Source organism: Streptomyces sp. NBC_01474 (genome assembly GCF_035918215.1).
Classification (GTDB): domain Bacteria; phylum Actinomycetota; class Actinomycetes; order Streptomycetales; family Streptomycetaceae; genus Streptomyces; species Streptomyces aureus.
In genome coordinates, this window is the sequence record NZ_CP109449.1 from 10,017,733 (window position 1) to 10,031,411 (window position 13,679).

9 protein-coding genes and 1 pseudogene are annotated in these 13,679 nt (G+C 66.8%); 6 read left to right on the top strand and 4 right to left on the bottom strand.

The window, feature by feature from the left end; all coding sequences use genetic code 11:
- Positions 1–35 precede the first annotated feature (35 nt).
- Positions 36–1,448, bottom strand: a complete 1,413-nt coding sequence (locus OG758_RS45945) for a family 2B encapsulin nanocompartment shell protein (protein ID WP_326715363.1) — start codon at positions 1,446–1,448, stop codon at positions 36–38.
- Positions 1,449–1,979: 531 nt separating this feature from the next.
- Here OG758_RS45945 and OG758_RS45950 point away from each other — a divergent pair.
- A complete protein-coding gene (locus OG758_RS45950) occupies positions 1,980–2,210 on the top strand; it encodes a hypothetical protein (protein WP_326715364.1) in 231 nt (76 codons plus the stop codon).
- 484 nt (positions 2,211–2,694) lie between these two features.
- Here OG758_RS45950 and OG758_RS45955 read toward each other — a convergent pair whose 3' ends face one another.
- A complete protein-coding gene (locus OG758_RS45955; RefSeq protein WP_326715365.1) occupies positions 2,695–4,308 on the bottom strand; it encodes an FAD-binding oxidoreductase in 1,614 nt (537 codons plus the stop codon).
- 68 nt (positions 4,309–4,376) lie between these two features.
- Between OG758_RS45955 and OG758_RS45960 the strand changes: the two genes are divergently transcribed.
- The 4 genes from OG758_RS45960 to OG758_RS45975 all read left to right on the top strand — a co-directional run bounded on the left by OG758_RS45960 (position 4,377) and on the right by OG758_RS45975 (position 10,456).
- On the top strand, positions 4,377–5,015 hold the full coding sequence (locus OG758_RS45960) for a TetR/AcrR family transcriptional regulator (protein WP_326715366.1): 639 nt from the start codon (positions 4,377–4,379) through the stop codon (positions 5,013–5,015).
- A 673-nt stretch (positions 5,016–5,688) separates the two neighbouring features.
- Positions 5,689–7,020 carry a N,N-dimethylformamidase beta subunit family domain-containing protein gene (locus OG758_RS45965; protein ID WP_326715367.1) on the top strand — a complete coding sequence of 444 codons (1,332 nt, stop codon included), beginning with the start codon at positions 5,689–5,691 and terminating at the stop codon, positions 7,018–7,020.
- A 695-nt stretch (positions 7,021–7,715) separates the two neighbouring features.
- Positions 7,716–8,978 carry a DUF6056 family protein gene (locus OG758_RS45970; RefSeq protein WP_326715368.1) on the top strand — a complete coding sequence of 421 codons (1,263 nt, stop codon included), beginning with the start codon at positions 7,716–7,718 and terminating at the stop codon, positions 8,976–8,978.
- 128 nt (positions 8,979–9,106) lie between these two features.
- A complete protein-coding gene (locus OG758_RS45975; protein WP_326715369.1) occupies positions 9,107–10,456 on the top strand; it encodes a ricin-type beta-trefoil lectin domain protein in 1,350 nt (449 codons plus the stop codon).
- Between the two features lie 639 nt (positions 10,457–11,095).
- Here OG758_RS45975 and OG758_RS45980 read toward each other — a convergent pair.
- Positions 11,096–11,272: a hypothetical protein gene (locus tag OG758_RS45980; RefSeq protein WP_326715370.1), complete on the bottom strand. Its 177-nt coding sequence runs from the start codon at positions 11,270–11,272 to the stop codon at positions 11,096–11,098.
- 322 nt (positions 11,273–11,594) lie between these two features.
- Positions 11,595–11,827: pseudogene (locus tag OG758_RS49230) on the bottom strand (IS110 family transposase); the annotation flags it as partial.
- A gap of 414 nt (positions 11,828–12,241) precedes the next feature.
- Here OG758_RS49230 and OG758_RS45990 point away from each other — a divergent pair.
- A complete protein-coding gene (locus tag OG758_RS45990; RefSeq protein ID WP_326715371.1) occupies positions 12,242–13,669 on the top strand; it encodes a glycosyltransferase in 1,428 nt (475 codons plus the stop codon).
- Positions 13,670–13,679: the final 10 nt, after the last annotated feature.

Sequence of the window (13,679 nt, forward strand, 5' to 3'; positions counted from 1 at the left end):
CGAGGTGTCGCACCGGGCCTTGCAGGCCGGGCCCGCTACCTGGGCCAGCGGGCGATCTGCACGTTCTCCAGCACGCCGACCGCGTCCGGCACGAGGATGGCGGCGGAGTAGTAGGTGCTGACGAGATAGGAGGTGATGGCCTGCTCGTTGACGCCCATGAACCGGACCGACAGACCCGGTTCGTACTCGTCCGGCAGACCCGTCTGATGAAGACCGATGACGCCCTGGTTGTCCTCGCCGGTCCGCATGCAGAGGATCGAGCTGGTCTTCTCCTTCGTGATGGGGATCTTGTTGCAGGGAAGGATCGGAACCCCCCGCCAGGCCGGGACCTGCTGACCACCCAGGTCGACGTGGTCCGGATAGAGCCCGCGGGCGTTGAACTCACGCCCGATCGCCGCGATGGTCTTCGGGTGGGCGAGGAAGAACTTCGACCCGCGGCGGCGGCAGAGGAGCTCGTCCAGGTCGTCCGGGGTTGGCGGGCCGCAGTGCGTCTGGATGCGCTGCTTGAAGTCGGCGTTGTTGAGCAGGCCGAACTCCTTGTTGTTGACCAGCTCGTGCTCCTGACGCTCGCGCAACGCCTCGATGGTCAGCCTCAGTTGCTCCTTGGTCTGGTTCATCGGCTCGTTGTAGAGGTCGGCGACCCTCGTGTGGATCCGCAGAATGGTCTGGGCGACCGAGAGTTCGTACTCGCGCGGATTCAGTTCGTAGTCGACGAACGCGCCGGGCAGCTCATGCTCGCCGGTGTGGCCGGCCGACATCGCGATCTCCGCCTCGCCGCGGTGGTTCTGCCGTTGGCGGGGAAGTGACGTGAACTGTTCGATGTGGCCCCGCAGACCCGGCGCCGTGGACAGTACGGCCTCGAAGTCGGCGCGAGACAGGGTGAGCAGGGTGCCCGAGGTCGAGGCGGTGGCGGTGTGCTCCCAAGGGGCGTTCCCGTCCAGCAGGGCGTTGTCCCCGAACCGGTCGCCATCGGCCAGTACGTCCAGGGCGACCTCGTCGCCGTACTCGCCGACGGAGGTCCGGCTGATGCGGCCGTGGGCGATGAGGTGGAGGTGCTCCGCGGGAGTACCGCGTTCCACCAGCGTCTCGCCGGCGCGGAAGTCGCGTTGGACGCACCGATCGGCGAGGGCAGTGAGCACCTCCACGTCGTCGAAGCCGCGCAGCAGGGCCAGTTCACCGAGCTCACGGGGGATCACCCGGACGTCGGCGCCGTCCTGGACGAACTCCACGCGCCCGTCGCCGACGGTGTAGGTCAGGCGACGGTTCACCCGGTAGACCCCGCCTTTGGTCTCTACCCAGGGGAGCATTCGCAGCAGCCAGCGGGAGGTGATCTCCTGCATCTGCGGGGCGGACTTGGTGGTGGTGGCGAGGTTGCGGGCGGCTGCCGTGCCGAGGCTGGATTGCTGGGGCGACTCCGGTCGCGCTTCCTGACTCGAGTCAACAGTCATCGGGCGAGCTCTCCTTGTTCAGGGCGGTGATGGCACGTATGCGGGCGTCATCGGGCAACAGGAGGAAAGGGGGGCATTGGCGGGGAATCCGTCTGGAACCAGGTGAACGCTAATGGCCGCTCCGCCCCGTGGACCATGGGAAGTCGGCGACATTAACTCGATCCGATGATCACGCCCACGCGATGTTTGCCCGGGTACCAGCGGGTTTCAGCCCCACGTGGGCGGCGCGTTCCGGCAAGCGGCCGGTCGGATGCCAGAGTGCGGGACCGGCGAGTCGAGGGGCAAAGGGAAGTGCCGTATACCCAGGCCGTCTTGGGCGATCAGGCGAGTCGGGGTGCCCGCCCGCAGTCGCCACCGTCCGCAGGTGTCTCGGCCGGGCACCTCGCATCACGGCATCGGATGCGCGACAGGAGTCAGCCGGGGCCATCGTACGGCTGGGTCGAGGTTTCGAAATGCGCAGCCGTACGCTTCTGCCTGCTCCCCTGACGTTCTTGAGGACTCACTGAGGTGCTCGCCATGGAGCACCCCTGTGTGCAGCTGCACACAGGGGTGCACCCCCACATCTGTGGTGCGCCGACGTCGCCTCCGGCTCTCGCGGCCGACGACCGGGCAGAGCACCGCGAAGGCCGGACCGACCAGGGCGGCCCCTGCGCCTCGGTGGCCGCGGCGGCGCCGGTCACACACGTGAGCCAGGAACTCGCCGTCGCGTCCGCCGTCGAAGGCCGCGGACACCAAGTCGTACACCTCCCCGCATCGGGGTGAGGGCTCTCGGCTCTGGCACCCGCGCTCAGCGGGTACACGATGAGGCATGGACACCAAAACCTGGCTCGTCCTCGACGCGGCCGTTGTGCTGTTCACGGCGGCAGGTGCGGGAGATCAGGAGGCGACTCGAGTTGCGAGCAGGGGAGCGAGCGGGCCTGCGGGCAGTACAAATCGGCCTTGCGCTGCCGCTGTGAACACAGCGTCGAGAGGTCACCAGTCGAGTTTGAAGTCCTGTTCGCTGTCGGTCAGTTCCTGAGGTCCGAGCGTAAGCTCCAGGGCCAGGAACAGGTCGATGCGCGCTGTTGAAGTGAACGTCATGGCCTAGCTGCCGAGGTGTTTCCAGAAGGAGGCGGTGACGTCAGCCCCCTCCTTGAGTTCACGGTGGACGCACACGAGGTGGAGGCAATCCCCGACTACACGTTTGCCAGGCGTGTGGCGCAGGCGCGCTCGGGCCGTCGGGGCTGAGCAGGGGGGCGGTGCCGGGTCAGCTGGTGCGCAGGGGGTCGATGACTACGCCGGGGTTGAGGATTCCGGACGGGTCGAGGACGGTCTTGCCGGCCTGGAGGGCTGCGGCGAAGAGGTCGGGGCGCTGGCGGTCGTACCAGGGGCGGTGGTCGCGGCCCACCGCGTGATGGTGGGTGATGGTGGCCCCGTTGCTGATCAGCGCATCGGACACTGCGGCCTTGATCTCGTCCCACTGCTCCACGGTCCTGCCCCATGTTCCCGCGGCATAGATACCGAAGTAAGGGGCCGGGCCGTCGGGGTATACGTGGGTGAAGCGGCAGGTCACGACGCCTGGGGTGCCGAGCTGGCGCATGGCGTCCTGAGCCGCGGCGTTGACAGCGGCTCGCAGGGCGTCGAACCGGTCCCACGTGCAGGCCGTCTCGAACGTCTCCACGATCATGCCCTGGGAGGCGAGGGCGTCACGCTGGTAGGGCATGCGCACGAAGGAGTTGCGCCAGGTGTCGGCAGCCCCGGTCCGAGCGGCCCGGCCGGCGGTGTCGGTGTAGCGCGGCTCCTCGGTCAGGGTGCCGCCGTGGTCTCGGCACAGTTCCAGTGCCCGTTCCGTCGGCGCGTTGACGGGGTGGTCGGCGGACTCGAAGCCCAGCACCAGCACAGCCGTCGGCGCACCGGCGTTGATGAATGCCTCCGTGGGGTCCAGGAGACGGCAGTTCGCCGGGTTCAGCCCGGACTGGGACAGGGCGCGCACCGCGCGCACGCCGGCGTCGTAGTCGGCGAAGGCCACCGAGGCCCCCGCGCGCCACCGCGGCCGGTCCTGGAGGCGGACCCACGCTTGGGTGATGACGCCGAGGGAACCCTCCGAGCCGAGGAACATCCGGTCGGGGGAGGGCCCGGCGCCCGAGCCCGGGAGTCGGCGGGACTCGATGACCCCGCTGGGAGCGATGACGCGCATCGATTCAGTGAGGTCGTCGATGTGGGTGAGGTTGGTGGCGAAATGGCCTCCCGCCCGGGTGGCCAGCCAGCCGCCGAGGGTGGAGAACTCGAAGGACTGGGGGAAGAACCGCAAGCTGTACCCCTGAGGCCGCAGTTGGTCCTCCAGCTGTGGGCCGAAGACTCCGGCCTGCACGAGCGCGGCCCGGCTGGTGCGGTCGATCTCCAGAACCTGGTCCATCGAGCCCATGTCCAGGCTGACCACACCGGCGTAGTTGTCGCCCACCCTCGGTTCGACGCCGCCCACCACAGAGGAGCCGCCGCCGAAGGGGACGACCGCGATACCGGCATCACTGCACCAGTCCAGGACGCGGACGACCTGGTCCTCCGAGGTGGGGCGCATCACGAGGTCGGGCACGTGGGGCAGTTGTCCCAGTAGCGCTCGCACGATGTCGCGGAATGCCTGCCCGTGACTGTGCGCAAGCCGGTCAGGCACATCGGCGGACGCGAGCGACACCAGGCCCTGCGGCGGCCGGACGCGGCTCGGGCCCACCTCGAACGACTCGACCGGCGGGGCCTGGTGCACCGTCAGGTCGGCGCCCGGCAGCATTTCAGCGGTACGTCGGGTGATCTCCGCCCGCTCCGCACCCGTCACCGCGTCTTCGACGTTTCCCCATCCCCACCACGAACGCGTCTTGCTGCTCATTGCCGCCGCCCACCGATCTGAACACTGGGTAAGTTACCTTGCAGTCACATTGGCATAGGATGCGGACCATGAGCAAGCAGAAGAAGGCCGCCCGCGCGGTCGGGACGAAGGGGATGCCCCGAGCGGAAAGGGAGAAGCTCATCCTGGACGCGGCGGCACAGGAGTTCGGTGCCAAAGGGTATGCGCGCGGGTCGACCGCTGTGGTGGCGGCGCAGGCGGGGATCAGCAAGCCCATGATCTACGAGTACTTCGGGTCCAAGGACGGCCTCTACCTGACCTGCCTGGAGCACGCCGGCTCCCGCCTTGTCGAGGCAGTGGCCAAGGCACAGAAGGGCCCGTCGGATCTCACGCGTGCCGCTCGTACCCTGGAGGCCATCTTCCGCGCGCTGGAGTCACGCGTGCACGACTGGGCGCTTGTTTACGACACGACACTGCCGGCCGACGGGCCCCTTCATGCGGCCGCTGCCGTCTACCGGCAGGAGCTCAACCGTCTCGGAGCGGTCGGTGTGGCTGAGTTCCTCGACTCGTCGCAGGCGGGCGAGCCCCTCGACACCGACTTTGCCACCCACCTGTGGTACGGGACCGTCAGCGCTGCGGTCGCCTGGTGGAGGCACCACCCCGAACAGAGCGCAGACGATATGACGGCCCGCTTCGAGCGAATCTTCGCGGTGCTGTATCCGCAGACGGCAGCGGCGGAGCAGCGCTGATCGAGGCATCCGCCCGGTTGAGCCGGGGTTGAGCGCCCTAACTGACCCCTGAGCGCGATAGTTGGCCTTACGTTCCTGGGATGGGACGGCCGAGCCCTTTGTATGGCTGGGCCGCCCGGGGGCGCCGGGTGTGGCTTCTAGCGGGCTGCCATCTGTGGCTGCGTGGGCTTGGCCGCCTGGCGTCCCGCGACGACCCGGCCGCCAGATTGGGCGGCCACTACGGCGAACATCCGCGCGCAAGGAAAGTCATGGCCGGCCACCTCGACCAAGTGCACAAGGGGGCCCGGGAGCGGTGCCCTATACCCGCGATTGGCCCTCTTGCGGTCGCCTGTCAACGGACGCCGCATCAGGATCGTCCTGGCAGCACGGCGGGCAGCACGGGAGGGACTTGATGGATGACGGCGTGGAGGGCCGTGACCGCGCTGGAAGCGGCGTTGCTCTGGGCGGCTTCGACCGCCGGGGGTTCCTCGGGGTTGCGGCGGCAGGGGCTTTCTCTCTCGCCGCCTGCGGGATGACCGGCTGTGACTCCACTGCGAACGTGAGTCCTGGCGCCGGGCAGGGCCGCACTGAATCCGAGCGGTCGGCCGCCGAGGAGGGGCGCCGATCCGGGAGCCCTGACTGGCGTATCCGGTCCTTGGGACCTCCCGATGCGATCGAAGGTTATGCCGACAAGGTGAGCGTTCTGCCGGGCGAGGCATTCGGGCTGCACGTCTCGACCATCGCGCCCGGCTTCCGTGTCTCGGCGTATCGGATCGGCTGGTACGGCGGTGCTCAGGCCCGGCTCGTCTGGAGATCCGGCCAGGTGGCGGGCCGACACCAGCACCCGCCGCGACTGGAAAGCGGCACCCGGACCGTACAGGCCGACTGGGAACGAACAACGGTGGTGCGCACTGACGGCTGGCCGGAAGGCGCGTATCTCCTGCGGTTGGACGCGGAGAGCGGACACCAGCGGTACGTGCCGATGATCGTCCGCTCCGCGAGCGCCTCGGGCGCAACCCTCCTGATGCACGCCGCCGCGACCTGGCAGGCGTACAACCAGTGGGGCGGCTACAGCCTCTACGAGGGCAAGGACGGAGCGTACGGGAATCGCTCGCTGGCAGTCTCTTTCGACCGGCCGTATGACAAGAACGGCGCCGAGAAGTTCCTGGCCTACGAGCGGGCTGCGGTGGTTCTTGCGGAGCGACTGCGCATCCCCCTGGCGTACACCACGGGCGTGGACATCCACCTCGCCCCGTCGGTGCTGAGGGATGCCACCACAGTGGTCTCGCTCGGCCACGACGAGTACTGGACTCCGGAGCAGCGGTGGTACGTCACCCGGGCGCGCGACGCGGGGACCAATCTGGTTTTTCTGGGATCCAACAGCTGCTTCCGGCGGGTCAGGCTGGAGCCGATGGAGACCGGCGCCGCCCGCAGGGTTGTCTGCTACAAAACCGACTACCAGGACGATCCGTACCTCGTGGACCATCCCTCCATGCCGACCAACGACTTCAGGTCGCCGCCCGCGGCCCAGCCGGAATCCTCCATGACCGGACTTCTGTACGAGGGCTATCCCACGGACGCTCCGTATGTCGTCCACGGTGCGGACCACTGGATCTTCGCGGGGACAGGGGTGAAGAGGGGGGACTCCTTCAACCACCTCGTCGGGGTGGAATACGACCGCGTCATGCCGGAGGCGCCTTCCCCCGGGCCGATGGAGATCGTCGCCCACTCCCCGCTGGTCTGCAAGGGCCGGAGCAGCTACTCCGACTCCGCGTACTACACCGTGCCGAGCGGCGCGGGCGTCTTCGCCGCGGGGACGATGCGGTGGGTAGAGGCTCTCATGGCTGGAACGAGGGAGAACGGCCGTAACCACGGCATGAACGCACGCACCGGAGCCTTCGTCACCCGTACGACCGAGAACGTGCTCCGCGCCTTCGCGGTCGGTCCTGCCACGAAAAGCATGGCGACAGCGCACGACAACGTGCGGAACGTCTACGGACACACAGCAGACGGAACCGGTACGTAGACACATATGCACACGGACACAGCGCACCGCGCGGTTCCGCCGTCCAATGTGAGAACAGCGGCCGCGTGGGGAGCAGCCTCCGGAGCGCAGGGCGCCTTGCGTTGAAGCGGAGCGCGTCCCTGTGAGCTGGGGAGTGGAGATGATGTCAATCCCCTCGAATCGAACTGTGGAGATCTGCTGAGCGGCCAATCCCAGAGGGGAGGATGGTCTCGTTCGTAGTTGATCGGGCTCCTGTACCCACACACGCTGTGTAGTCGATGAGCGTTGTAGAACCCGGTGATCCAGGTGGCGATCCTCAGTCGGCACGGCGTCCGCGTCCAGGTGTACGGACACCTCGAGCCGGGCGAGCCCGACCCGCCCGTTTGAGGTCGAGCGGGTAAATTTCAAGCTGTATTCCCTGCCGTGCTCCTCTTTTTGTAACCTTCCGAAAATGCCGCCGCAGGTGCCACTGGCGACACCCTCCGAAAGGGAGAAAGGGCGTGGAACGCCTACCGAAAAGAGCCGTCCGGGGACAGCAGACCGAAGATGCCCTGCATACGGACATGCTGGTGGAACGGGCCCGCTGGTGGCCGGTACTGCTCTGTGTCATGTCACTGGCTCTGCTCGCCTACGCGGCCTGGGCCGCCCGTTGGGTGCGGCCCGGCGGGGACGACTGGTGCTTCCTGCCCGTGGTCCGTGACGGCGGGCTGACCGCCATGGTGGACAAGTTCTATTTCAGGGACAACGGGCGCGTCGTTAACGCCGTGCTCGTTTGGTCTTACGCGCGCTTCGGCGTCGCCGGGCAGCAGTGGTTCGGGCCGGCCAGCGGAGTGCTGATTCTTCTGTTGCTGTGGGCGTTCTGTGCCGCCGCACTGCCTGCCGCGGAAAGAAGGCCGCCGCGCGGAACAGCGCTGTTCATGGCGGCCACGGTGACCGCCGTCTTCCTCTTCGGCTCCCTAAATACGTACAAGACGTTCTACTGGCCGGCGGCATCCGTCTCGCACACGCTGCCCCCGGTTTTCGCCTGCGCAGCCATCGTCCCGGTCCTGAGGGCCACCTCACTGCGGGGCCGTGCCTTCGCCTTGTGCACAGCGGCCGCGACGGGAGCAGCGCTGGGGCTGCTGTCGGAGGAAACCACCGTGGTTGCACTGGTCGCCTTGGGATGCACAGTGGTGATCAGCGGCCGTGTCATCCCCGCCGCGCGGCGACGCTTCGTCCACTTGTGGTGCGCGGCGGCAACTACTGGCCTCGTGACCGGAATGCTCATCCTGTACACGTCGCCCGGTGCACTACACCGGCGCCAATCGAAGAACTCATCAATCATGCTCGCCCCTAAGTCCCTGTGGGAGTCCCTTTACGGATTCGCGTATATCGCTTTGAGGTGTCTCACGGCCTGGCCGTACCTAGGAGCGTTCGCTGGCGGCGTCATCCTGGGCTGTCTCCTCGTGCGTGCCTCTCCGGAACGTGTCGTCCGCGCGAAGAACGCGGCGCTGCTGATCGGGACATGCATCGTGGTCCTCGTGGTCGCCGGCTACGCGTGCACCGTCATCACTTACCCCGCCTTCCGTACCGGCGTGATGACATCGACACGGCTGTGGAACGACTACCTGCTGCTGTACATCTTGTTCCTCGTCTATGCAGGTGCACTCGCCGCCTGCGCATGGCACCGCCGTGGCCGACAGGTCGCAACGGCCCTCGCCGCAGGAGCGGCTGTGTACTCCGTCGTCTGTCTCGGCCTGGCGGCATCGCTCGCGGTCCTGGACTCCGACATGGCCGCACGCGCCAGCGCATGGGACCAGCAGGACACGCGGATGCGGTCCCAGGCCGCGGCGGGAGCCCGAGTTCTTCCGTACAGGCGGCTCCCGATCAGAAAGATGACCGAGCCGTTCGGCCACGGTGCTAACAAGACGTGGCCGGCGCTCTGCGTTGCCCGCTACTACAGGGTCCAGGACATCACCAACGCGACCGGCAAGCCTTGAGCGGCTGGGGAGCGCCTGAACGGGAGGGCCTCACGACCGAGTGTCAGTGCGGGTGCCAGAGAGGGCGGGGGCGCCCATGCCCAGGAGAGGATGAGCACGTGAGTAAAAGCCCCGGAAGGAAAAGTGCGATGTCCGCGCCAACAGCACTTTCCGCGGCCGTCCTTTGCCTCTTTTTCGTCGCAGCGCCAGCCCTTCTCGGAGCGCCGTCCTTCCAGCCGCCTCGACAAACCGGTCACTCCGCAGATGCCGCCCGGCGCGATGCGCACAGAAAGCCATCGGGCTCCTGCCTGCGGGAAATGATCGGCGTGGCCCACGAGGACGATGACCTCCTCTTCATCAACCCCCAGATCCAGGAGCTCATCACTGCCCGATGCCCCCTCGACGTGGTCTACCTGACCTCAGGGGACGCTGGCCAGTCATACAACCGCAGTCCCTACGCAAAGAGCCGCGAATCCGGCGTGATCGCCGCCTATGCGGCCATGGCGGGAGTCGGGCGGCATACCGTCACCGAGACCCTCACAGTCAACAACCACAACATCACCTCCTTCTCCTTGCGTGAACGACCTGAAATTCGACTGTCCTTCTTCCGGCTGCCCGACGGACTTCCGACAGGGAAAGGAAGCTCTGTCTACCGGCACGAGAGCCTCCTGAGGCTTTTCCGTGGCGAAATCTCCAGCATCACCACGGTCGACTCCCCGGCGCGGTACACAGAGCAATCTCTCATCGCAACAATCACCGATCTGGCCAGGCGATGGAAAATCGAGCGCATTCGTACCCTGGACTTCGACAACGCTTCCTTCGGCCCCTCGCACACAAGAAGTGAGGACCACAGCGACCACGGAGTGGCAGCGCGCTATTTCCGGATGGCGGGTTTCCCTCTGCATCCTCGCGGTGGCATCATCGCCTACCGCGGATACCCTATGTCGCTCCTGCCGGACAACCTCGCACCGGAGCAGGCCAGGGACAAGCAGCGGATCTTTGCGACGTACCTACACACGGTGCGCTGTGATCCGCCACGCTGCCACGAGCCCCACTCGATTACCCCCAATTACCAGAACTGGATGCACCGGCAGTACCCCCGCCCCCAGCAGCATGCCCGCCCCGGCGCAATCATCTCCCAGACGGGCGGCGCGGAGCTCTGCCTCGAGGTTACGAACAAGCTGCCGGGGACAGCAGAAGACGCCGTGCGGACATCACGCTGCAACGGCAGTTCCGCACAGTCATGGCGCCATGTCCCCCCAGGCCAGTGGCAGTCCAGAACGGCTCACGGTGGCTGCCTGACCGCCGCGCCATCCCCGCGTGTCTCGCCATGCGACAGCAAGGCCCCTGACCAGCGGTGGCGAATGAATCCCGGCGGACAGCTCCTCTCGGGCGACCATTGTCTGATTCAGGACGACGCGGCACGGAGCGCCCCCCGTCTCCACCTCGGGTTGTGCCTGCCTGTAGGACCGGAGAACACCTGGCTCTGGCGGCCGTGACCCGGCGGCGACACAAGCAGCGCGGCGTCCGGTCTGGCTAGATCCACAGCTTCGCCGGTTCACCGCAGTGGAGGGGCGGTCGGATGCGTCGGTCCGGCACACGAACCTCTCCGCAGATGTCCACACGGCTACAGGCACACAGCCACCGAGTCACTGCCCCGATGAACAGGGCTTCGGCGTAGTCGCGTGATCACGTGAGCCACAGGAGGACGTCTTCGGCGCCGCGGGCGTTGTGCCGGAGGCCAGCCGCGATGTTGGCCTTCCTTGCGCGGCGGAAGGCGCCGATGGCGAGGTTGTGGCAGGCGGCAGTGCGCGGGGTGCGGGGCTGGTCCGCAGCTGGGGGCGTCCTCGGCGAGCGTCACGTCTCGTACGTGGTGCCGGGCCTCGATCTTCCAGTGCCCATGATCAGCCGGGCGAGCTCGGCAAGTGTGGTCTGTTCGGCGGTGAGGCTGATGATCGGACTCGCGGTCTACTCGGCGACGCCTTGAGCTGGACGGCCTGGCGATCACACGGGAAGAGCGGGTTGTTCACGGTGTACACCTTGATCCTGCGGATCTCGCCCGGCCGTGCCCGCGCCGTGGGTACGGTTCTGCAGCGGAAACTGCTTCCACGGAAGGGACTTGAGCTCCTTGCGGTGCGTCATTTGGTTGCTTTCACGATCACGATGTAGTGCGCGCCCCGGCCAGCGCCACGCTCGGGTTCGGGCATCTCGGCCAGCCGCTCCAGCAGCCCCGACATCTCCTTGGGTACGACCTCAGGATGCTTGCAGAGTTGGCCAAGGACAGGCGGGCTCGGCGATGATGCATCGGCAGGCACGCTCCGCTCCTGCGCGCAGGTCACGGTGCGTAGGGAAATCCATGATTGTGCAAGCCCATGCCCGTCACGTTCCCGGAACACCACCGAACTGACACTTCATCACAGGCCCGTACGTCAGGTGACTGCGCCGAATCCCAGGGACCACCCGCAGGGGTCCGGAGCCCAGCTCTTCGCTGCTCGCGCCAGCCACGCGTATGCGCGTTGCACGCCGCCTCGCGGCGGGCGGTGAAACTGCCGGCACCGGCGCGACGCCCGTCGTTACCGGAGGGCAGGTAGACCACCTGCACGGGGTTCCACCACCTGGTTGACACGCGGGCTGCTGCATCGCGAAGACCACGCTGATGCGTTGTCGGGCCGGGCGGAGGAGAGCTGCGTGTGGGGCTCTCCTCTGGCTCGGCATCGGTCGTAGGAGGTGCGGGAGGCGGGATCGTGCAGGGGAGCATCGCGTTTGAGTTGCCGGTTGCCGCCTCGTGGTGCGTGTTCGCGGTGGGTCGAGGTATCCGACGAATTCGTCGTGGAGGCGAGGCCTACTTGGGAGGTCAGGTGGGCGGCGCTGAGGGGCGGAGGGCGCCATCAACGACTTCGCTCAGGGGCACGGTGGCATACGCCGCGCTGCTACCGCCCACCTGCACCACGTATTCACGGATATCGCCGTGAATATCGAGTGCCTCTGCAGCCGGTCAGTGGCCGAGGCTCCCTATCCCACCGAGACCGCCGACCGCCCCCCAGAGCTTCCTGGATCAGAACGAGATTCCCCAGCCAAGGTCCTGGCGAACCCTCGGGAGCTGCGGCCGCCCATCCAAGATCTCCGACAGAGCCAGGTTGAGGCCAAACGGGGTATCCACAGGCGCGTAGGCATGTGATTCCTTCACTCCGCCGGTAAATACGGATCGAATGCCCGTGGGGTTCGCCCCCTTGCTACGGCCGGGGACAGCGACGCCGCCTCCGCGTGTGGGTCAGGAGACAGATGTGACGACTTCTCAGCTCTCCGTAGTTGTTCCGTGCTTCAACGAGGCTGCAGTCATTGAGAGGTTCCACTCGGCTGTCGGGGATGCTCTCGGCCCGTCCGGTCTCGACTACGAGATTTGCTACGTGGACGACGGCAGCACCGACCACACGCGGGACATTATCTGCGGGCTCGGGGCCGCGGACCGGCGCGTCAGATACGCGGTGCTCAGCAGGAACTTCGGCAAGGAGGCCGCAATGCTCGCCGGCCTGCGTATGTCCCGGGGGCGGGCGGTGGTCCTCATGGACGCGGACCTGCAGCACCCCCCGGATCTCATTCCCCGGATGCTTGAACTCCACAGGCTGGGGTACGACCAGGTGATCCCCCGGAGGGACCGTGAGGGTGAGGGTGCGGCGCGCACCGTGCTGAGCCGCAGCTACTACGCCCTGGTGCGCCACCTGATGGATGTGGAGGTACTCGATGGCGCCGGGGACTTCAGACTGCTGTCCCGCCAGGCAGTGGACACGGTGCTGTCACTGCCGGAGACCAACCGATTTTCTAAGGGCATCTTCTCCTGGATCGGTTTTACGACGGCCACCTTCACCTACCAAAACGCGCAGCGGCTGGCCGGCGACTCGAAGTGGGGAAGCCGCCGTCTGCTCAACTACGGCATCGACGGGCTGCTGTCCTTCAATAACCGGCCGCTGCGAATGGCCATCTACACGGGCTTCTGGTGCTTTCTGGCCGCAGTCGTCTATGCGGCGTGGGTGGGCTTCGACGTGGCACTTCACGGGGCCACTGTCCCCGGCTACGCGACACTTCTGATGGTGGCGGTAGGGCTGGGTGGAATCCAGCTGATCACCCTGGGCATCATCGGTGAGTACGTAGGGCGCATCTACCACGAGGTCAAACGCCGTCCATCCTTCGTAATCCGGGAAACGGACGAAAGTCCCGCCCCGAGGCCCCGCCCTCAACGGCACGGATCGATCACTGATCCGACAGGCCGTCCGACAACGAAACGGCAGTTCGCGACCTTCGTGGCGATCGGATTCGTCAACACCGCCGTATATCTGACCACTTATGCCGTCCTGAACCCGTGGATCCCGTATCTCATCGCGCATACCCTGGGATACGCGGTCAGTACCGTCTGCTCCTTCTTGCTCAATTCCCACTTCACCTGCCGGACTCGTCCGACCTGGCGCGCGTTTCTGCGGTATCCGCTGTCCAGCGGCTTCAACCTCGTGGCCTCCGGCGCGCTTCTCTATGTAGCTGTCAGCCGACTCGAGATGGAAAAGAATGTCGCCGCACTCGTCGCCGGAGTCCTCGTCACCCCGGTCTCCTTCCTCCTCGCCCGCTGGGCCATCAACTCCGGTCGGCGGCCGGCTGGCACCGCGGGAATGGATCCCAACAGTCCTGCCGAGACGAAACAGGACGACCCCAGCATCGGCTAGAGATCTTCAA